At 72.3% G+C, this 20,287-nt stretch carries 19 protein-coding genes and 1 pseudogene; 14 read left to right on the top strand and 6 right to left on the bottom strand.

What is annotated here, in order from left to right; genetic code table 11:
- Window positions 1-131 precede the first annotated feature (131 nt).
- The 3 genes from ACFYPN_RS12990 to ACFYPN_RS12980 are packed head-to-tail and all read left to right on the top strand — an operon-like array spanning window position 132 to window position 2,678.
- Entirely contained in the window at window positions 132-365 is a 234-nt protein-coding gene (locus ACFYPN_RS12990; protein ID WP_389298087.1) for an acyl carrier protein, read from the top strand.
- On the top strand, window positions 362-1,633 hold the full coding sequence (locus tag ACFYPN_RS12985) for a beta-ketoacyl-[acyl-carrier-protein] synthase family protein (RefSeq protein ID WP_358756250.1): 1,272 nt from the start codon (window positions 362-364) through the stop codon (window positions 1,631-1,633). The genes ACFYPN_RS12990 and ACFYPN_RS12985 overlap by 4 nt, the downstream gene beginning before the upstream one ends.
- 19 nt (window positions 1,634-1,652) lie before the next feature.
- Entirely contained in the window at window positions 1,653-2,678 is a 1,026-nt protein-coding gene (locus ACFYPN_RS12980; RefSeq protein ID WP_389298085.1) for an alpha/beta fold hydrolase, read from the top strand.
- A gap of 102 nt (window positions 2,679-2,780) precedes the next feature.
- Here the strand turns inward: ACFYPN_RS12980 and ACFYPN_RS12975 are convergent, their stop codons facing one another.
- Window positions 2,781-5,255, bottom strand: coding sequence for an endonuclease/exonuclease/phosphatase family protein (locus tag ACFYPN_RS12975; RefSeq protein ID WP_389298083.1), 2,475 nt, complete (start codon window positions 5,253-5,255; stop codon window positions 2,781-2,783).
- A 400-nt stretch (window positions 5,256-5,655) separates the two neighbouring features.
- Here ACFYPN_RS12975 and ACFYPN_RS12970 point away from each other — a divergent pair, with 400 nt between their 5' ends.
- Entirely contained in the window at window positions 5,656-7,182 is a 1,527-nt protein-coding gene (locus tag ACFYPN_RS12970) for an MFS transporter (protein WP_389298081.1), read from the top strand.
- Window positions 7,183-7,213: 31 nt separating this feature from the next.
- Here the strand turns inward: ACFYPN_RS12970 and ACFYPN_RS12965 are convergent, their stop codons facing one another.
- Complete coding sequence (locus ACFYPN_RS12965) at window positions 7,214-8,086, bottom strand: DMT family transporter (protein WP_389298079.1); 873 nt, start codon at window positions 8,084-8,086, stop codon at window positions 7,214-7,216.
- A 212-nt stretch (window positions 8,087-8,298) separates the two neighbouring features.
- On the opposite strand from ACFYPN_RS12965, the gene ACFYPN_RS12960 reads away from it, so the two are divergent.
- Window positions 8,299-9,462 carry a winged helix DNA-binding domain-containing protein gene (locus tag ACFYPN_RS12960; RefSeq protein WP_389298077.1) on the top strand — a complete coding sequence of 388 codons (1,164 nt, stop codon included), beginning with the start codon at window positions 8,299-8,301 and terminating at the stop codon, window positions 9,460-9,462.
- Between the two features lie 163 nt (window positions 9,463-9,625).
- Complete coding sequence (locus ACFYPN_RS12955; protein ID WP_389298075.1) at window positions 9,626-11,320, top strand: AMP-binding protein; 1,695 nt, start codon at window positions 9,626-9,628, stop codon at window positions 11,318-11,320.
- Between the two features lie 64 nt (window positions 11,321-11,384).
- On the opposite strand, the gene ACFYPN_RS12950 is transcribed toward ACFYPN_RS12955, so the two are convergent.
- From ACFYPN_RS12950 to ACFYPN_RS12940, 3 genes are all read right to left on the bottom strand, one after another.
- Complete coding sequence (locus tag ACFYPN_RS12950; protein ID WP_358756498.1) at window positions 11,385-11,567, bottom strand: hypothetical protein; 183 nt, start codon at window positions 11,565-11,567, stop codon at window positions 11,385-11,387.
- A 111-nt stretch (window positions 11,568-11,678) separates the two neighbouring features.
- Window positions 11,679-12,302 (bottom strand): GNAT family N-acetyltransferase, encoded by a 624-nt coding sequence (locus tag ACFYPN_RS12945; protein WP_358756264.1) that lies wholly within the window; start codon window positions 12,300-12,302, stop codon window positions 11,679-11,681.
- A 140-nt stretch (window positions 12,303-12,442) separates the two neighbouring features.
- A complete protein-coding gene (locus tag ACFYPN_RS12940) occupies window positions 12,443-13,195 on the bottom strand; it encodes a hypothetical protein (RefSeq protein ID WP_389298073.1) in 753 nt (250 codons plus the stop codon).
- Between the two features lie 356 nt (window positions 13,196-13,551).
- Here ACFYPN_RS12940 and ACFYPN_RS12935 point away from each other — a divergent pair, with 356 nt between their 5' ends.
- From ACFYPN_RS12935 to ACFYPN_RS12905, 7 genes are all read left to right on the top strand, one after another.
- Window positions 13,552-13,803: a hypothetical protein gene (locus tag ACFYPN_RS12935; RefSeq protein WP_358756268.1), complete on the top strand. Its 252-nt coding sequence runs from the start codon at window positions 13,552-13,554 to the stop codon at window positions 13,801-13,803.
- Window positions 13,804-13,862: 59 nt separating this feature from the next.
- Window positions 13,863-14,174 (top strand): helix-turn-helix domain-containing protein, encoded by a 312-nt coding sequence (locus tag ACFYPN_RS12930; RefSeq protein ID WP_358756499.1) that lies wholly within the window; start codon window positions 13,863-13,865, stop codon window positions 14,172-14,174.
- Between the two features lie 217 nt (window positions 14,175-14,391).
- A complete protein-coding gene (uraD, locus tag ACFYPN_RS12925; protein WP_389298071.1) occupies window positions 14,392-14,901 on the top strand; it encodes a 2-oxo-4-hydroxy-4-carboxy-5-ureidoimidazoline decarboxylase in 510 nt (169 codons plus the stop codon).
- Window positions 14,902-14,906: 5 nt separating this feature from the next.
- Window positions 14,907-15,311, top strand: a complete 405-nt coding sequence (gene uraH / locus ACFYPN_RS12920) for a hydroxyisourate hydrolase (protein ID WP_389298227.1) — start codon at window positions 14,907-14,909, stop codon at window positions 15,309-15,311.
- 240 nt (window positions 15,312-15,551) lie between these two features.
- Window positions 15,552-16,538 carry a factor-independent urate hydroxylase gene (gene pucL / locus ACFYPN_RS12915; RefSeq protein ID WP_389298069.1) on the top strand — a complete coding sequence of 329 codons (987 nt, stop codon included), beginning with the start codon at window positions 15,552-15,554 and terminating at the stop codon, window positions 16,536-16,538.
- Window positions 16,539-16,600: 62 nt separating this feature from the next.
- Complete coding sequence (locus ACFYPN_RS12910; protein ID WP_389298068.1) at window positions 16,601-17,986, top strand: 8-oxoguanine deaminase; 1,386 nt, start codon at window positions 16,601-16,603, stop codon at window positions 17,984-17,986.
- Window positions 17,987-18,143: 157 nt separating this feature from the next.
- Complete coding sequence (locus ACFYPN_RS12905) at window positions 18,144-19,043, top strand: neutral zinc metallopeptidase (RefSeq protein WP_389298066.1); 900 nt, start codon at window positions 18,144-18,146, stop codon at window positions 19,041-19,043.
- Between the two features lie 10 nt (window positions 19,044-19,053).
- Here the strand turns inward: ACFYPN_RS12905 and ACFYPN_RS12900 are convergent.
- Window positions 19,054-19,311: pseudogene (locus ACFYPN_RS12900) on the bottom strand (chitosanase); the annotation flags it as partial.
- Between the two features lie 269 nt (window positions 19,312-19,580).
- Here ACFYPN_RS12900 and ACFYPN_RS12895 point away from each other — a divergent pair.
- The gene (locus ACFYPN_RS12895) at window positions 19,581-20,264 is read left to right on the top strand and encodes an alpha/beta hydrolase (protein WP_358756277.1); all 684 of its coding nucleotides are present in this window, start codon (window positions 19,581-19,583) and stop codon (window positions 20,262-20,264) included.
- Window positions 20,265-20,287: the final 23 nt, after the last annotated feature.

Here is a 20,287-nt window from a genome sequence, read left to right as displayed (position 1 = left end):
GGGGGAACGCGGGGCCGATCATGCTCCGTGAGGGCGTATAAAGGGCCCTTCGGAGCAGCCGGCGTCCCCCGATGGCCCACCTCATCCCCACGCGGCAGGCGTCACCGCGTCACCGAGCGGAGGAGCGCGCCATGAGCACCTCGGAACACATCACCGACCTGCTGGTGTCGAACTTCGGTACCGACCCCGAGTCGATCGGGGACGATGTGCCGCTCCGTCGGCTCCGTCTCGACTCCCTCGCCCTCGAAGAGCTGAGACTGCTCATCGAGGACCGGATGGACATCGACCTGGAGGACGTCGAGATCACCTCCCGCGACACCGTCGGCCGGCTCGTCTCCGCCGTGCACGACAAGGTCACCGCATGACGGGCCGGCCGGTCCCCGGTCCGTGGCCGCGGCCCCGCCCGGAGCCGTTCCACGCCGCCGTGACCGGCATCGGTCTGGTCACCGCGGCCGGTGTGGGTACCGACGCCTCGTGGCGCGGGGTCCGCGGTGAGGGCGGCGAACCCTCCGTGCCGCACCGCAGCGAACTCGAAGGGCTGCCCTGCGACTTCTTCTACACGGTCACCGGGCTGGACACCAGGGCCGAACTCGGCATCGCCGCGCAGCGGCTGATGGACCGGTTCTCCCAACTCGCCGTCATCGCAGCCCGCGAGGCCGTCGCGGACGCGGGACTCGACCCCTCGCTCTGGGAGAGCGCCCGGGTCGGCGTCGTCATCGGCTCGGCGCACGGCGGACTCCCGTTCTACGACGCACAGCACACCGCCCTCGCCGAGCGCGGCGCGCGCAGGGTTTCGCCGAAGCTCGCCCCCCTCGTCGTCGTCAACGGCGCGGCCAGCAGCGTCACCCTGGACCTCACCGTCCACGGCCCCAGCCTCGCCGTCTCCACCGCCTGCTCCTCCGGCACCGTGGCCATCGGCACGGCACACCAACTGCTGCGCACCGGGGCCTGCGACATCGTGATCGCGGGCGGCGCCGAATCGGTCTGCTCCCGGCTGCTGATCGCCAGCGCCTGCCAGATGAAGGCGGTCTCCACCCGGCGGGACGACCCGCGCTCCGCCTGCCGCCCCTTCGACGTCCACCGGGACGGCTTCGTCGTCGGTGAGGGCGCCGGACTGCTGGTCATGGAACACCCCGACCACGCCCGTGCCCGGGGTGCCACCGTCCGGGCCCACGTCAGCGGCTACGGCGCCGCCAGCGACGCCTTCTCCACCGTCGCCCCCGAACCCGACGGCCTGGGCGTCGAGCGCGCGCTGCGCACCGCTCTCGCGGACGCGGGGCTCACCGGCGGGGACATCGGCCACGTCAACGCGCACGGCACCTCGACGGTCGCCAACGACCTCATCGAGGCGACCATGATCCACCGGGTCATCGGCGACCAGGCCCTCGTCACCTCGACCAAGGCGATGACCGGTCATACCCTCGGGGCCGCCGGAGGCATCGAGACGGCTCTGACGGTCCTCGCGCTCCAGCATCAACTGATCCCGCCGACCGTCAATCTCGACGCGCCGGACCCCGAGATCCCGGTCGAGGTGGTGAGCAAGGAGGCGCGGCCGCACACCTTCGAGCACGCCGCCAAGACCTCGCTCGGCTTCGGCGGCCACAACGCGGCCCTCATTCTCACCCGGGCCTGAGGCAGGAGGAGACCGCATCATGACCGAGGAGATCGTCCGGTCGCTGTCGGTGGCAGGGGTGCCCTTCGCCTACCGTCTGCTGAGGAGTGGCAGTGGCGCGGGGGGACCTGCGCCACTGCCGGTACCGGGCCCCGGTGCCGGTCCGGACGCCGCGTGGGTACCGCAGGTACCGCACCCGGAGAGGACGCCGGGCGCCGGGGCACTCCCGCGCCCCGGCCCCGTCACCGAGCCCGTCGTGGTGCTCGGCGGCGCACTCCAGGGCATGTACGGGTGGCCCCAGATGGACGACCACCTCGGCCCGGTCGCCGACGTGGTGACCGCCGACCTGCCGGGCATGGGGAGCGCCGGCGCGCTGCCGCCCGGACCGAGCGCCGCACTGCTGCGTGAGGCGGTCACCCGGATCGTCGACGACCTCGGTGCCCCGCGGATCAACCTCTTCGGGTTCTCGTACGGCACCGCGATCGCCTTCGACTGGGCCCGCCACCACCCCGGCAGGGTCGCCCGGATCGCCCTCGGCGGGGTCCCCACCCACGTCTCCCCGGCCCAACGCGAGCACTGGCAGCGGGCGGTGGAGCGGATGACCGCCGGCGACCCGGAGGGCCTCGCCACCCTCGCGGCCGAGGCCCTGATGTGCATGGACCCCGAACGGTACGTCCACCGGGGCGCGTTGGCCCAACGCTATGTGCGGCGGTCCTTCCTGCACGCCCTGCGCACCTCGCCGCACGCCGCCGACTCGCTGGTACGGGCCCTGGGCGACCGCCCCGACTTCTCCGGCGGCCTCACCGGGGTACCGGCGCTGGTCTTCGCCGGTGAGCACGACACGGTCACCTCACCGGAACGGCAACGGGAGTTCGCGGCGACCGTCGAGGGCAGCCGGTTCCTCACGCTCGCCGACGCCGACCACTGGGTCGTCCTCGAACGCGCGGACGACGTCGCCCAGTTGGCGGCCCACTTCTTCACGGACCGCCCGCTCCCCGAGGACCGGAGGCCCTGCCCGGCGACCCGGCAGGCGTATGCCGCGCCGGGCCCCCGGCCCGGGGTCTGAGCAACCGCACGTGCGGCGTTCCGCCTGGCGCACGGTGTCCCGTGGTCCGGCACGGCGGAGGGCCGCCCGCGAGCGGACGGCCCCCATGGTCGGCGGTGCGGGTCAGTGCCCCTTGCCGTGTCCCCCGTCCTTGCCGTTGTTCTTGCCGCCGTGCTTCGTACCGCCCTTGGCCGGACCGCCGCCCAGGGCCACGCGGACGATCTGCGGGTCGTGGTCGCTCGCCTGGTCGGCGAACTCCGCGTTGATGTGCACCACGTCGTAGTCGAGCCGGCGGACGCCGGGACTCGTCAGGATGTGGTCCAGCGTCTGGGAGTTGCCCTCGTACACGTAGCTGTACTGCTCGTTCGCCGGCAGCGTCGTGATCAGCGGCTTGAGGACCTTGCCGTCGGTCAGCCGGGTCACGGCCGGGGAGAACGCGAAGTCGTTGAGGTCGCCGAGCGTGATCACCTTGGCCGACTTGTCCGCCGCCAGCAGTGTCTTGACGAAGGTGTTGACCTCGGCGGCCTGCTGGACGCGCTTGACCTCCGAACTGCGCTCCGGCTCCTGGTTCTTGCCGTGCAGGGGCAGGTCGCCGCCCTTGGAGGCGAAGTGGTTGCCGATGACGAAGACGGTCTCGCCGTTGAAGCGGAACTCGCCCACCAGCGGCTTGCGGCTGTCCGCCCATGCGGCGCTCGTCGGGTTGATCCGGCCGGGCGAGGCGGAGAGCTCGACGCCCTTGCGGGTGTCCACCACGGTGACGGCGGTCGTCGCGGTCCCCCCCGGGCGGTCCACGAAGGAGACGCGCTTCGGGTTGAAGAGGAAGACGTTGCGGATGTTCCCGCCTGGCTCACCGCCGTCCTTGCCGTCCTCGGGGGCGATGTAACGCCAGGAGTAGCGGGGTCCGCCCGCGGCGACGATCGCGTCGGTGAAGCGCTTCAGGGTCGCCTCGGAGCCGACCGTGCCGTCGCTGGTGGCGCCGTTGTCGTCCTGGATCTCCTCCAGGGAGACCACGTCGGGCGAGGAGAGGTTGACGGCGACGCCCGAGGCGAGGGTGTCGAACTTCGCCTGGTCGTCGAGGGCGTCGAGGTTCTCCACGTTGTACGTGGCGACCGCGAGTTCCTTCTTCTTCTGCTTGCGGGTGACCTCGCGCTGCAGCCCGTTGTCCGTCCGCGTGCCGACCTCGGTGGCCTGGAGGGCGTAGCCGCCGAAGGAGACGTAGTCCAGGACGCCCGTCGTGGTGCCGGCGAGCACGTCGCCCACGTTCGCGGTGGGGAGCGGCTTGGTGGTGTCCAGGGACATCACCTCGATGCGCCCGGTGTTCTGGTCGGTGTACGAGGTGTAGATCGTGCCGCCGCGCGCGCTCGGGTTCTCGTTCGGCTTGACCGTCACCCACATCTCACCGTAGGTGTTCGTCGCACCGACGACCCGGGTGTCCGCGATCTGCACGCGGACGCCTTCGAGGGACTCGTACAGGTCGAGGGCGTAGGTGTCCGGCTCCAGGGGGAGCGCCTCGATCGAGCCGCCGCCCGCGGTGGGCGTGTACGCGGCGGGTACCGAGGACGCGCCGAGCACGACCGGCGCGGGCAGGGCGTTGCCGTGCGACAGCACCGTGGTCTTGGGGGCGGTGATCTCGGTGACCGACTGGGCCCCGGTGCCCGGGTAGTACTCGTCGACCTTGCCGGTGACCAGGACGGCATCACCGGCGACGACGCCGGGTGCGGCCGAGCCGGTGTAGACGAAGACCGCCTCGCTGGTGCGGGCGTCCGCGTCGGGGGTGGTGTCCTGGAGCCAGTAGCCGCGCGAACCGGTCGTGCGGATGCCGGTGACGACCCCCGGTACCGCCGTGACGGTCTGGCCGTCGAGCGGCGAGAGCCGGGTGGTGCCCTGGACGTCGTGCACCCGGACGGTGCCCGGTTCGGTCGGCTCGCTCGGCTCCCCGGGATCCGTGGAGCCGCCGCCCGAGGTCTGGCCGGCCGTGTTGACCGGGGTCGGGGTGCCCGCGACGAGGTCGGCGGCGTTGTTGTCGGTGTCGGCCAGCGAGGCGGCACGGGCCACGGAGGCGGTCGCGGACGGCGCGGGGGCCGGGCCGGTCTCGCGGACGACGGCGGAGCCGTACCCGACGAGGTCCACGATCCGGGTGTCGATGGCGCAGTCGGCCGCGGTCTTGCAGCTGAGCGGGGTGGTGCCCGACACCAGGGCGACCGTGCCGCTGCCCGCGGCCATCGCGACGGTGCCGGTGGCGTCGGGGGCGGGGAGGGCTATCGTGCCGCCCGTACCGGCGGCCTCGGCGACGAGGTAGCGGCCACCCGGGGCGACCGCGCCGGTCAGGGGGGACACCTGCCAGAGCGAGCCGGCGGACGGGGTCCCGGGCAGGTACTGGACGCTGTAGCCCGAGAGGTCGAACGCCGCACCGCCCGCGTTGCCGAGCTCGATGAAGTCACGGGTGAGCGTGGCGCCCGAGTTGCCCCCGCCGCCGTAGACCTCCGCGATCACGGCGTCGGCGGACGGGGTCGCGAAGGCGGCGGGCAGGGCCGTCACCGACAGCGCGACGGCGACGACACCGGCCAGCGCGGCCGAACGGGCTCTGGATATCTGCACGGGTACTGCCCCCAAAAGTGTAGTGAGAGCAGAAAGCTATGCGCGTAGAACTGGCATGACAAGGCATCAGAGGTTAATTCCCCGCATCGTGTGGGTGAGTTGCGGGTGCGAGGGATGCGGCGGGGGTGCTCGATGGGTGGGCGTCGGCGGTGCGTTCGAGTGGTTCGGGGTGCCGGGATACCGGGTGCCGGGGCGCCGGGGTGTGGCGCGTCCCCCGGCCCGCGGGCCGGAGTCCGGCGCGTGTGCCGACCCGGCGCACGGGAACGAGTTCCGCATGCCGGAACTGCCTTGCGAAGAGACACCTGACGGTGTGCCCGGCGGGGCGCCCGAAGGGATGTCCGAGGGGAAGTCCGTGCGGGCCGGGATGAGGAATCCGGGCAGCCCGCCTAGGGTCCGAAGCATGACTCCGAGCGCGGCGCGTCCCGGTCCGCAGGGGCCCGGTACACCTCCCGGTTCCCCCTCCGGTTCCGGCGGCTCCGGGCAGGGTGAGCCCGACCCCCACCGCTGGCGGGCCCTCGCGGTCTGCCTGGTGGCCGGGTTCATGACCCTGCTGGACGTGTCGATCGTCAATGTGGCGTTGCCGTCCATCAAGGAAGGGCTCCACACCCCCGCATCGGACCTCCAGTGGGTGCTCTCCGGCTATGCCCTCGCCTTCGGCCTCTTCCTGATCCCGGCCGGACGGCTCGGCGACGCACGGGGGCGGCGCGCGGTGTTCATGGTGGGGCTCGCCCTGTTCACGCTCTCCTCCGCCGCCTGCGGAGCGGCCCAGTCCAGCCTCTGGCTGGTGGTCGCCCGACTGGTCCAGGGGCTGGCGGGCGGTCTGCTCTCGCCCCAGATCTCCGCCCTGATCCAGCAGATGTTCTCCGGGCGCGAGCGCGGCCGGGCTTTTGGCATGTTCGGCACGGTCGTCGGCATCTCGACCGCCGTGGGACCGCTGCTCGGCGGGCTGCTGATCCAGTTGGCCGGCGCGGAGGAGGGCTGGCGCTGGGTCTTCTACGTCAACCTGCCGCTCGGCGTCGTCTGCCTCCTGCTCGCCCGCAGGCTGCTGCCGGACACCCCTTCGGCCGGTCATGTGCGCGCCCGCGACCTGGACCCGGTCGGGGTGGTGCTGCTCGGAGCGGGCGTGCTCTGCCTGCTGCTGCCGTTCGTCCAGGCCCAGCAGTGGCACGGCAACCAGAAGTGGCTGCTGGTCCTCGTCGCCGCGGCGCTGCTCGCGGTGTTCGTCGCCTGGGAGGCGCGCTGCGCCGGCGGGGGGACGCAGCCGGTGCTGGACCTGTCGCTCTTCCGGCTCCGCTCGTACTGGCTGGGGTGTCTGCTGATCCTGCTGTACTTCGCCGGGTTCACCTCGATCTTCTTCGTCACCACGCTCTACCTGCAGTCCGGCCTCGGCTACAGCGCACTCCAGGCCGGCCTGGCCATCTCCCCCTTCGCGGTCGGCTCCGGCCTCTCGGCCATGATCGGCGGACGGCTGGTGGGGAGATTCGGACGCCCGCTGGTCGTCGTGGGACTGGCCATGGTCGCGGTGGGGCTGGCGGGAACGGCCCTCGCCGTGCACCAGGTGCCGGGGCAGAACGCGGGTTGGGCGATGGCGGCACCCCTGCTGTTCGGCGGCATCGGCAGCGGTCTCGTCATCGCCCCCAACCAGACGCTCACCCTCTCGGACGTACCGGTGGCCCACGCGGGCAGTGCCGGCGGCACGCTGCAGACCGGACAGCGCGTCGGCTCCGCCATCGGCATCGCCGCGGTCGGCTCGGTCTTCTTCGCCCAGGTCACCGGGGACGGCTGGGCCACGGCGTACGACCACGGCCTCATCGTCTCGGTCGCCTTCGTCTGCGCCGGACTCGTCGCCGCGATCGCCGACGTGGTGGCCGGCCGCCGCCACGGCAGGCGTACGCAGAAGGTGTCCGGGCGGGCCGGCGGGGCGTGACCGGCGTACCGGCTCGCGGCGCCGCAGGGCACTACTTCACGCGGGCCGGAGACAGGGGGTTCCCGGAGGCGAGGGGTGACCGGGAGAGCTCCAGGCAGCCCGCGGCGATCAGAGCGACCGCCACCAGCTCCGGCAGGAGCCACCAACCGGTACGCAGCGTCTCCCCGAAAAGCGTCACCCCGTAGAGGATGCTGATCAGCGCGTCGCCGAGCGTCAGCATCGGCTGAACCGCCACCAGAGTGCCGGCCTGCAGGGCGTTCTGGAGCAGGTACAGCGCCCCGACCCCGGCCGCCGCGGTGGCGTAGAGCTGCCAGGAGGCGAACAGCTGCGCCACCCCGCCGGAGCCGTCCAGCCGGGCCATGGCGTCCTTCATCAGGGCCGCCGTCAGCGCGTAACCGCAAGCGGCGGCGAGCCCGAGCAGTGCGGCACGGGTGTTGCGCCGGGACGCCAGGGCGGCCACGATCAGAGCCGCCTCGAACAGCCCGGTGACGAGGAGCGCCACGACCCAGTCGGCGCCCCGTACGGTGTCGTGACCCCCGCCCGGGGCGGCCGACGCCATGCCCAGGGCCAGGCCGACCGTCACGGCCGCGACGCCGTACCAGACCTGACGGGGGACCCGGACGCGCATGACGAACCCCGCCAGCAGCAGGGTCGCGGGGAGCTCGATAACGAAGATCGGCTGCACCACCGCGATCGGTCCGGTCGCGAGGGCCACCGCCTGGCAGACGGCCGCGGTGATCACCAGCGCGATCCCGCCGAGCCACACCTTCTGGCGCAGCAGATGGCGGAAGAGGGAGAGGCGCATCGCCGCGGAATCCGGCACGTTGGCGGCCGCCCGGCGCTGGAGGACCGAGGCGGCGCCGTTGCTGAGCGCGGTCAGGATGGCGAACAGGACACTGATCACCGCTCCATCATGCGGGCGGGGGTGCTCCCGCCCCGGTCACACCGGCTCGCCGAGTGTGTCGGCCGAGCGGGTACGGCGGCGGGCGGGACGGCCGCCGCAGGAGCGGGCGCGGCCCTGTGCGCGGTGCTCGCCCCGCGCCCTGTCCCGGTAACTGTCCGCGGGAACGCCCTTGCGGACAGCTATTGTCCGCGAACCCGCGTACCGTGCCCGGCATGGCCGCCCGGACGAACCCATCCCCATCCCGTCCCGCCCCCGGACCGGTGCGCCCGGCCGTCCTCTCCACCCGGGCGCTGAACCGGGCCACGCTCCAGCGGCAACTCCTGCTCGACCGCTCGGAGACGTCCCCGAGGGATGCCGTCGCCCACCTCGTCGGACTCCAGGCGCAGAACACCAGGCCGCCCTACTTCCAGCTCTTCTCACGGCTCGCGGCCTTCGACCCCGCCGACCTCTCCGCGCTGATGGAGTCCCGCGAAGTCGTACGGATCGTCACCCTGCGCTCCACGATCCACACGCACACCGCCGAGGATGCCCTCACCCTCCGCCCGCTCGTCCAACCGGCCCGGGACCGCGAACTGAGACTCTTCCGTCAGGGGCTCGCCGGGGTGGACCTCGACCGGCTCAAGGACCTCAGCAGGGCGCTCGTCGAGGAGCGGCCCCGTACGGTCAAGGAGCTGCGCACCGCGCTCCTCGCCGCGTGGCCGGACGCCGACCCGCTCGCCCTCACCGCGGCGGCCCGCTGCGCGCTCCCGCTGGCGCAGACCACCCCCCGGGGTCTCTGGGGGCGGAGCGGGCAGGTCACGCTCACCACCCTGGAGCACTGGCTCGGCCGCACCACGTCGGACGCCCCCGTCCTCGCCCCCGACACACTGGTGCTGCGCTACCTCGCGGCCTTCGGCCCCGCCTCCGTGAAGGACCTGCAGAGCTGGGCCGGACTCACCCGGATGCGCGAGGTCTTCGACCGGCTGCGGCCCCGGCTCCTCACCTTCCGTGACGAGAACGGCGTCGAACTCTTCGACCTCCCCGACGCCCCGCGCCCCGACCCGGACCTCCCCGCCCCGCCGCGCTTCCTGCCCGAGTTCGACAACGTCCTCCTCGGCCACGCCGATCGCACCCGGGGCATCCCGGCCGGGTTCACCGGGCGCAACGGCAAGGGGAACCAGGCGTACGGGACCGTGCTCGTCGACGGATTCCTCGCCGCGATCTGGCGCCTCGACCGTACGGACGACACCGCGACCGCCACCGTGCAGCCGCTGGGCCGGCTCGGCCGTGCGGACCGGGAGGCCGTCGCCGCGGAGGCCGGACACCTGCTCACCGTGATGACGGACGCGGGCGGACACGACGTCCGCTTCGGCGACTTCGTGGACTTCGGGGAGTGAGCGCGCCCGTTCGGAACCGGGCCGCCTGCGAGCCCGGGTGAACAGTGAGCCTGCGCGGAGGGGTGCTGGGGCGGGTGGGGCTGATTGAATCGGGGGAGGCGACCGGTCCGGTCCGCACAGAGTCCGGTCCGCAGGCAGTCCGGTCCGCACAGAGGAGGACACAATGTCGGCAGGCAGCGCGACCGGTACGTTCCGGGCCGCCCGGGACTTCCTGCTCCAGCACCGTGAGGACTGGGCGACCGCGTACGAGGGATTCCGCTGGCCCAGGACCGACCATTTCAACTGGGCACTCGACTGGTTCGACGTGATCGCCGAGGGTAACGACCGCACCGCCCTGCACATCGTTGAGGAGGACGGCCGCCGCACCGAGATGTCGTTCGCCCGGATGTCGGCACGCTCCAACCAGGCGGCCAACTGGCTCGCCGCCCAAGGCGTGCGCGAGGGTGACCGCATCCTCGTGATGCTGGGCAACCAGGTCGAGTTGTGGGAGACGGCGCTCGCCGCGATGAAGCTGCGCGCCGTGGTCATCCCCGCCACCCCGCTGCTCGGACCGCTCGACCTGCGTGACCGGGTCGAGCGGGGCCGGGTCCGCCATGTGATCGTGCGCGCCGGGGACACCACCAAGTTCGACGCGGTTCCGGGGACTTACACACGCATGGCGGTGGGCGACGCCGAGGGAGGCGTCGACGTCCCGGAGGGGTGGCTCTCCTACTCCGGCGCCGACGAGCACACCGAGACGTATGTCCCGGACCGGGAGACGGCCTCCGACGAGCCGCTGATGCTGTACTTCACCTCCGGCACGACCGCCAGCCCCAAGCTGGTGGAACACACCCATGTGTCCTATCCAGTCGGTCACTTGGCGACGATGTACTGGATCGGGTTGCGGCCCGGAGACGTCCACCTCAACATCTCCTCGCCCGGTTGGGCCAAGCACGCCTGGTCCAACCTGTTCGCCCCCTGGAACGCCGAGGCGACCGTCTTCATCTTCAACTACCAGCGCTTCGACGCGAGTCGGCTGATGGCCGAGATGGACCGCTCGGGCATCACCAGCTTCTGCGCGCCGCCGACCGTCTGGCGGATGCTCATCCAGGCCGACCTCACCCGGCTCGCGCACCCCCCGCGCGAGGTCGTCGCGGCCGGGGAGCCGCTCAACCCCGAGGTCATCGAGACCGTACGGCGCGCGTGGGGCGTCACCGTCCGGGACGGCTTCGGCCAGACGGAAACCGCCGTCCAGGTCGCCAACTCGCCGGGCCAGCAGGTGAAAGTCGGGTCGATGGGCCGCCCGACCCCCGGTTACAAGGTCGAGCTGCTCGACCCGGTCACCGGCGAGCCCGGTGCCACGGAGGGCGAGATCTCCCTCGACCTCGCCGACGCCCCGGTCGGGCTGATGACGGGCTACCGCGGGGACCCCGAGCGTACGGCCGAGGCGATGGCCGGCGGGTACTACCGCACCGGTGACATCGGCGCCCGCGACGGTGACGGATACATCACCTACATCGGCCGCGCGGACGACGTCTTCAAATCCTCGGACTACAAGATCTCACCCTTCGAGCTGGAGAGCGCCCTGCTGGAGCACGAGGCGGTCGCCGAGGCCGCGGTCGTGCCCGCCCCCGACCCGCTCCGGCTTTCGGTGCCCAAGGCGTACGTCGTGCTCGCCGAGGGCTGGGAGCCCGGGCCGGACACCGCGAAGGTGCTGTTCGAGCACTCCCGGGCCGTCCTCGCCCCGTACAAACGCCTGCGCAGGCTGGAGTTCGCGGACCTGCCGAAGACCATCTCCGGGAAGATCCGCCGGGTCGAACTGCGCGAGCGGACCGCCCGCGCCGACGGTACGGAGTACGCCGAGAGCGACCTGCGGTGAGCACGGACCCGACCCGCGGCGAGCGGACCGGCCCGCACGCGCGGCGCCGTCGCCCTTCCTGGACTCAGGCGGCCTCGACCATGTCCGGTCCGGGGCCCCGCGTCGCCGCCGCCCACTCGATGAGCAGGACCTCGTACGCCTCGGAGGACCAGTCGCGCCCGGCGCGAGAGTCCACCAGGGCCCTGATGGCCTCGTTGGTCTCGCCGGCGGACGGGCTCGCGGACCGCCCCCGGACGGGCTCGGGCACGGCCGGGGTCGGGGGCTGGTCGGGGCTCAGGATTTCGTTCGGGCTCGACGGCTCGTCCTGGAGAGGAGCGTCGGAGGAGGAGTGACGTGAAGTCAAAGCCATGCAAGCAGGCTAACGTTCACCACTGACAACGTCGGCCCGGGCCGTGCGGCCGGATGCCGGGACGGGCGGCGGGGCGAGGTTCGTCAGCGCGACGGGCCGGGGCAGCACGATCCGCGCAGGTTCACGGCGCATGCAGACGCGGGGCCTCCGGTCCAGGCCGTTGTCCGCCTCCTCGGCCCTGATCCGCCGCAGGCCGGCGGTGAGTTCGTCCTCCCGCAGCGAGGTGAACCCGATGCGCGTGTAGTACGGCGCGTTCCACGGGATGTCGGTGAAGGTCGTCAGGGTGAGCGCGGTGAGTCCCTGGCGCTCCGCCCACGCGGCGACGTGGTCGATGAGCGCCCGGCCGATGCCGAGCCGGGCCGCCGACGGATCGACCGAGACCTGTTCGATGTGGGCGGCGCCGTCCACCGGGTCCGCGATCAGATAGCCGACGGGGCTGTCGTCCGTGAGGGCATGGGGGTGGGCCGCCACCCAGCAGCGCCCGGCGGCCCGGTAACTCTCCAGCAGTTCGAGGGAGGGCGGTTCGTCGTCGGCGACGTCTGCCATGCCGAGGGCCCTGAACGGTTCCCCTGCGGCGCGCTCGATGTCCTGGAGCCGTCGGAGATCGGAGCGTCTGGCGGAACGGATGCGCATACGGCCAGTATGGCGAGCACCGGCCCGCCCGGGTAGCGGGACTCCGGAAGTCGCCGGGGACCCACCGGACGACACTCACCGCGCCCACCGGACACGCCCCGGCCCCGGCCGCCGGGCCGGGGCGCCGGCGTGCGGCTCTCCTACGCCCCCGCGCTCAGCAGCTTCTCGGCGGCGGCATTGACCGGCTGCGGGGTCCCGGTGAGGTCCATGGCGAACAGTGGCATCGACACCAGGTCCGCGCGCCGCGTGGCCGCGTCCTCGTATCCCGCCAGCGAGAAGAAGATCCCGGACACGGACTCGCTCAGCGCGTTCAGCCAGAGGCACTCGATGTCACGCACCCCGGTCGGGCAGGTCGAGGTCTCGACCTGGGCCAGCGCCCCTTCGGCCCGCAGATCGATGCGGGAGACCGGGCGTTCGATCGGCTGGGCGACCCCGTGGAAGCCGAGCCAGCCGAGGTACAGCCCCGCCACCGTCACCGCGTCCCGCGCGGTACGGATCGGCAGGGGCTGGAAGGGTGGGCGCGGACGGGGCGCGGTGCGGGGGAGCGGGATGTGCGCGGGGGGACCGTCGGCGGTCGCCGGTCCCGGGGCGGTGCCCGGATCGGGCTCCGGCTCCGTGCCGGGGCGGGCGGGGGGCTCGGTACGGACCGGGACGCGCAGGACCGTACCGCAGGGGCACCCCAACTCCGGCTGCGGCCACTGGTCCTCGCGCCCGCAGACGTCGCAGCGCGCGGTGACCCAGAAGTCCGCCCAGACGCGTTGGGTGACCGTGGTCGCGGGTGCCCCACGCACCGCACGCAGGGCGGTGGGTGCGCCGCAGGGGCATGAGTAGACGGGGATGACGAACGCGTGGTCGCGCAGACAGAGGGGGCAGCGCACGTGCACGGGCTCCACAGCGTCTCCTTCCGCCGGCGCCCGGGTGCGACGCGGCGTTCTGTGGGTGAGGGGTGAAGGGTGAAGGGTGAGGGGTGGTGGGTGAGGGGTGAGGGGTGAGGGGTGAGGGCCGATGGCTGCCGGGGCGGTGGGTGAGAGGCGGGGAGGGCGCGTCACGGGCAGAGGCAGGCCCGGGGAGGCGGGGCCCGTTTCCGCTCCTCGTGCCCCTGCCCCCCCACATCGTCCTCCAGCGAGGGGTGCCGGGTCAGGTGATCGGTGCGGTTCCCGGTCGGTCCGGGCGACCGGGGCAGCCACCGGGCCGCGTTACAGTCGGGGCCGAGCCGGCCGCACGTCGGCGGAGCAACCGGGGAGGCACCGTGCGTCTGAGGGTGGAATTCACCACCGAACCCTTCGATCTCGACGAGGCCCCCGCGCACGCGGTGGTGGCCCGCGAGGTCATCGGCGCCGCGCCGCTGGACGCGGTGGACGTCGGCCCCTTCGGCAACACCGCGGAGGGCGGCGCGGAGGTGGTGCTGGCCGCCGTGGACGTGTTGCTCCGGCGCACCCTCGATGCCGGCGCCACCCGGATATCGTTCCAGGTCAACGTGATCGGGGAGGGGGAGCGGTGAGTACCGGCCCCGCCCCGGACCACCCGCTGGTCGCCGCCGTGAAGCCCCTGGTCGATGCGATGGGCGCCGAGCTGCTGGAGGCCGCCCAGGCCCGGCCGGACGACGTCGTGCTTGCCTGGGAGGGCCGGGACGTCCTGGCCGTCCGGCTGCCCCAGCTCTCGGAGTCCCTGGACCACATCCTCTCCGCGATGGAGCGGACGTACGGCGGGCCACTGGCCGGACTGGACCGCCGGGCGAAGCAGTCAGTGGTCCGCACCCTGGAGGCCCGGGGCGCGTTCGCCGTACGGCACGGGGTGGAGACGGTGGCGGGCGCCCTCGGGGTCAGCCGCTTCACCGTCTACAACTACCTCAACCGCGAGAAGAACCTCTGAAGTGCTGGGCCGGGTCGGTCTCCTCCGGCCCGTCGGGCGGAGGGCGCGGGGCCTTCCGCCGCCCCGACAAGCCAATTTCAACAAACTGTTGACGAGGCGTCGGCCGGGGGCGTTAGCTGTTCGCAGTTCGCAGTTCGCAGTTCGCAGTTCGCAGTTCGCAGTCCGCACGACGCACGACGCACAGTGACATGACAGCGACGATCAGCGCGGAGGCTCCGTGACGTCGAGCTCCCCACCGGGCCTGGCCCGGATCAACGCCCTGGCGCACGACGAAGTCGCCGGCGTACTGCACGAGATCTGCTCCAGCGAGGCATGGGTCGCCGCTGCCCTCGCGCTCCACCCCTACGCCACCGCGGACGACCTGCTCACCGCGAGCGACGCGGCCACCGCCGCGCTGTCCGTGGACGACCTCGCCGAGGCCATGGCCGGTCATCCGCCGATCGGGCGGCCCAGCCCCGGCGATCCCGTGTCCGCGCGGGAGCAGCGGGGGATGGCGGACGCCTCCGACGACCTCAGGGCCGAGATGCTCGAACTGAACCTGGCCTACCAGGAGCGCTTCGGCCACGTCTTCCTGATCTGCGCCACCGGGGCCACCGCCGGGCAGCTGCTCGACGCGCTGCGAGCCCGCGTGTCGAACACGCCCGGGACGGAGAGCACGATCGTGCGCACCGAGCTCGGCAAGATCAACCGTATCCGGCTGACCCGCCTCGTGACCGAAGGGATGTGACGGTCCTGAGCACCGGCACCACCACCTCGGTGTCCACGCACGTTCTGGACACCTGTATCGGCCGCCCCGCGGCCTCCGTCCCCGTCCGCCTCGCCACCCGCCCCGACCCCACCGCCGGCTGGACGCCGCTGGGCGGCTCGGTGACCGACGCGGACGGCCGCTGCGCGGACCTGCCCGGCCTGCCCGAGGGCACCGCCCAGGTGCGCCTCGAATTCGACACCGACGTCTACTTCGCCCGGGAGACCGACGGGCCGGCCGCTGCGGTGGTCGCTCCACCGGCCGCCGCGCCGCCCGTTGGCGGAACGTTCTTTCCCGAGGTCGCGATCACCTTCACCGTCCGCCCCGGCGAGCACCACCACGTACCCCTGCTGCTCAGCCCGTTCGGCTACTCCGTCTACCGGGGGAGCTGAGGCCCCCGCACCGGGGCACCCGGCCACCTACCTCGTCGCCGGCGCGTACGCCACCGCGACGGGGCGGCCCGCCGTACCCGTACCCGTCCGTGCCTGGAACCCGTCCGTACCCGGAACCCGTACGTACCCGGGCCCGTACCCGTACGCGTCCCGCTCGGACGAACGCCCCGTCCGTACGCCCCCGGGCCCGCACCCCTGACGGCGCCGCTTCCCGCTCTCCGCAGAAAGGTTCCGGCACCCATGAACACTCCCGCAGACCAGACCCCCGAGACCCCCGCGACCCCCGAGCCCGCCGCCGCCCGGTCCCGCACCGTGGTCCTCGGCCAGAACCAGTACGGCAAGGCCGAGAGCCGCGTCGTCAAGATCGTGCGGGAGGGCGGCACCCACCACATCAAGGACCTGAACGTCTCTATTTCCCTCTCCGGAGACCTGGACGAGGTCCACGTCTCCGGCGACAACGCCCACGTCCTGCCGACCGACACCATGAAGAACACGGTGTACGCGTTCGCCAAGGAGCACGGCATCGACTCCGCCGAAGAGTTCGGCATCCACCTGGCCCGGCACTTCGTCTCCTCCCAGCCGGCGATCACCCGGGCGCGGGTGCGGATCGAGGAGTACGCCTGGGAACGCATCGAGGACCCCACCGCCACCGCCCCGGACCGCCCGCGGCACTCCTTCGTACGCAAGGGCCAGGAGATCCGCACCGCGCAGATCGGTTACGACGGCGAGCGCTGGGAGGTGATCTCCGGGGTGAAGGAACTCACCGTGCTGAACTCCACCGCGTCCGAGTTCTGGGGCTACGCGAAGGACAGGTACACCACCCTCAAGGAGGCGTACGACCGGGTCCTCGCCACCGACGTCTCCGCCCGGTGGCGCTACCACTGGTCCGAGGAGACCGAGGAGATGCCCCACTGGGAGGAGTCCTGGCGGCAGGCCCGCGAACATCTGCTGCGGGCGTTCGCCGAGACGTACTCCCTCTCGCTCCAGCAGACGCTCCACCAGATGGGCGCCCGGGTCGTCGAGAACTGCGACGAGATCGACGAGATCCGCTTCTCCCTGCCCAACAAGCACCATTTCCTGGTGGATCTGGAGCCGTTCGGACTGGAGAACGCCTCCAAGGACGGTGCCGTCTACCTCGCCGCGGACCGCCCCTACGGACTGATCGAGGCCACCGTGCTGCGCGAAGGCGCCGAGCAGTTGATCCCGGCGGACCTCACCAGCCTCTGATCCGCTCCCGCACCTTGCTCGGCACTCCTCGGCACTCCTCGGCACTCACAGAAGGACCCACGATGACCGACCCGGCAGGGCCCCAGCGACTCGTCATCGAGAACTGCGCGGTCGCCACCGTAGACGCGCACGACACCGAGTTCTCCGACGGCCATGTCGTCGTCGCGGGCAACCGCATCGAGTCCGTCGGCGCCGGCCGCGCCCCCGAGGGGCTCGCGGGCGTGGTCCGCCGGATCGACGGCACCGGCCACCTCGTCACCCCCGGACTCGTCAACACCCACCACCACTTCTACCAGTGGATCACCAGGGGCCTGGCCACCGACCACCACCTCTTCGACTGGCTCGTCGCGCTCTACCCGACCTGGGCGCGCATCGACGAGCCGATGGTCCGCGCGGCGGCGCAGGGCTCGCTCGCCATGATGGCGCGCGGCGGTGTCACCACAGCGATGGACCACCACTACGTCTTCCCCCGGGGCTCCGGCGACCTGTCGGGGGCGATCATCGGCGCGGCCCGGGACATGGGCGTCCGGTTCACCCTCGCCCGGGGCTCCATGGACCGCGGCGAGAGCGACGGCGGACTGCCGCCGGACTTCGCGGTGGAGACGCTCGACGCCGCCCTCGCGGCCACCGCCGCCACCGTGGACGCCCACCACGACCCCGCGTTCGACGCGATGACGCAGATCGCCGTGGCACCCTGCTCACCGTTCTCCGTGTCCACCGAACTCATGAGACAGGGAGCCGAGTTGGCTCGTGCCAAAGGGGTGCGTCTGCACACTCACGGCTCGGAGACCGTCGAAGAGGAGCAGTTCTGCGAGGAGTTGTTCGGGATGGGGCCGACCGACTACTTCGAGTCCACCGGGTGGCTCGGCGACGACGTCTGGATGGCCCACTGCGTCCACATGAAGGACTCCGACATCGCCGCGTTCGCCCGTACCGGTACGGGCGTGGCGCACTGCCCCTCCTCCAATGCCCGTCTGGCCGCCGGGATCGCCCGGGTGCCGGACATGCTCGCGGCAGGCGTACCGGTCGGCCTCGGGGTGGACGGCACGGCCTCGAACGAGTCCGGCGAACTCCACACCGAACTGCGCAACGCCCTCCTCGTCAACCGCCTGGGGCCGCACCGCGAACGCGCGTTGACGGCACGTCAGGCCCTGCGGCTCGGTACGTACGGCGGCGCCAGGGTGCTGGGCCGCTCCGACCACATCGGCTCCCTCGAAGCGGGGAAGCTCGCTGACCTGGTGCTCTGGCGGATGGACACCCTCGCCCATGCCTCCATCGCCGACCCGGTCGCCGCCCTCGTCCTCGGCGCGGCGGCGCCCGTCACCCTGTCGCTCGTCGACGGCAGGCCCGTCGTGGAGAACGGCCGGCTGACGACCGTGGACGAGGATGCCGTCGCCGCCGCCACCCGCAAGGAGGCCCGGCGCCTGGCACGCGTCGCCCGGGCGTAAGGGCGAAGCACGGCCTGGTACGTCCCGGAACGCCTCCCACCCGGTTTCGGACAGCCCGCGGTCACGCTTCGGCGCGATGGCGGGTGGAGCGGCTTCTTGGGGGTACGCGAGCCGAGCGACGCAGGGCGGACCGGCGCGCTGTGAGGGGAGTCAGCTGATGAAGTTCGACGACGACGCTGCCCTGGACACCTCCGAGGTCCAGGACAACCGGGGCGGGGCACTGGGCGGGATTCCCGGTGGCGGGAAGACCGTGGGCGGTGGGGTGGTCGGCCTGCTGGTGCTGATCGCCTCGGTGGTGTTCGGGATGGACCCGGGCATGCTCAGCTCGGACCCCGCCCCCGGCACCGGCGGATCCAGTCGTACCGAAGCCGGCGATCTGGCAGCGGACTGCCGGACGGGTGCCGACGCCAACACGAAGGACGACTGCCGCATCGTGGCCGTGGTCGACAGCGTCCAGGCGTTCTGGAAGCAGACCGAGTCAGCCGCCGGAAAGTCCTACACGCAGGCCCCGACCTGGCTGTTCACCAACAGCGTGAGCACCGGCTGCGGCGACGCGACGTCCGAGGTGGGCCCCTTCTACTGCTCCGCCGACGACAAGGTCTACCTCGACCTCGGCTTCTTCGACGAGCTCACCAGCAAGTTCGGCGCCAAGGGTGGCCCCTTCGCCGAGGCGTACGTCGTCGCGCACGAGTACGGGCACCACATCCAGGACCTCAGCGGCACCATCTCCCGCGGCAGCGGCCAGGGCCGGAACAGCGGCTCGGTGAAACTGGAGCTCCAGGCCGACTGCTTCGCCGGAGTCTGGGCCCACCACGCGACCACCACTCCCGACCCGAAGAGCGGCAAGCCCCTGATCACCGAACTCACCGAGTCGGACATCAATCTGGGACTGGACGCGGCCGCCGCAGTCGGCGACGACCGTATCCAGGAGAAGTACCAGGGAAAGGTCACGCCGGACTCCTGGACCCACGGCTCCGCGGCGGAGCGTCAGAAGTGGTTCACCACGGGTTACCGGTCCGGCAAGGTCGCCGACTGCGACACCTTCGCCGGAGCGTGACTCTGCCGCATCAGCCGATGTGGTGGCCGTCCCCGTACACCTGCCAGTCGAGCTGCGGGTTCAGTCCGAGATTGCCGTTCCGCAGGAAGACCCGCTGGGCGGTGTCGACTCTGCTCGTCCCCGAGTGGGCCGCCTCCCGCCGCATGGCCCACACCCGCGCGCCGAGGCAGGCGTCGAGGTACACCGTCTCGTCACCACCCTTCGACGGCGGTTGGGCCGAGGTGAGAGACCGCCGGCGGATGGTACTGAAGCGCGCGCTGTCGTCGCCCTGCCGTACTGCCCCTGCCAGTCGAGGGTGGAGTTCTCCGCGCTGGAGACGAGCTCCCTGGCGATCCGCTTCTTCGCCGGGTCGTCGAGCCCCTTCCCGGGCTCTCCGCCCCCGCCGGAGCAGGCGGCGAGCAGGGTGGTGGTCAGCAGGGTGGCGGCGGCGTACGGGAGGAGGCGGCGGGTGGCAGGACGGACGGTGCGGTCCCCCCGCGAGCCTGCCCGGCCGGGGTGAGGCGCTTCGGCCGGGTCGCCGCCTGTAGCGTCGGGGGCATGGAAGATCAGTCTGTTGTGGATGTGGGCGATGTACGGCTGGCGTACCGGGCCTGGGGCGACCAGTACGGCTCGCCGGTCGTTCTCCTGCACGGTCTCGGCGGTTCGTCCGCCGACTGGGAGGCGGCCGGGACTCTGCTCGGCGCCGAGTGGCGGGTGTACGCCCTCGATCTGCGCGGGCACGGTGAGAGCGACTGGCCGGACGAGTACGCCTTCGAGCAGATGGTGGACGACGTGGTCGGGTTCCTCGACGCGTGCGAGCTCGACCGGGTCGGGCTGGTCGGCCACGGCATGGGCGGCACGGTCGCCCTGCTGCTCGCGGAGGAGCACGCCGACCGGGTGGAACGGCTCGTCCTGGTGGAGACTCCCGCGCCCTTCCCCGGCGACCCGGGGCCGGCAGGACGGGCCGAGGGTCCGGTCGACTACGACGAGAACGCCGTGCCCGCGGTCCACGCGCAGCTGTCCGACCCCGACCCGGAGTGGGCCGAGACGCTGGGCGAGATCGTCGCGCCCACGATGATCATCGCGGGCGGGCCGGAGAGCAGCCTGCCGCAGGCGCTCCTGCCGGAGGTGGCGTCACGCATCCCCGACTGCCGTCTGGTCACCGTGCCCGGCGGCCACCGGATGCACCAGACCCGCGCCGATCAGGTCGCGCAGCACATCAGCGAGTTCTTCACCAGCTGACGGGCGGCGTCCCGGGCGACGGC

The organism is Streptomyces sp. NPDC005576, from assembly GCF_042871745.1.
Taxonomy (GTDB): Bacteria; Actinomycetota; Actinomycetes; order Streptomycetales; family Streptomycetaceae; genus Streptomyces.
This window is presented reverse-complemented; position numbering and strand designations above follow the sequence as displayed.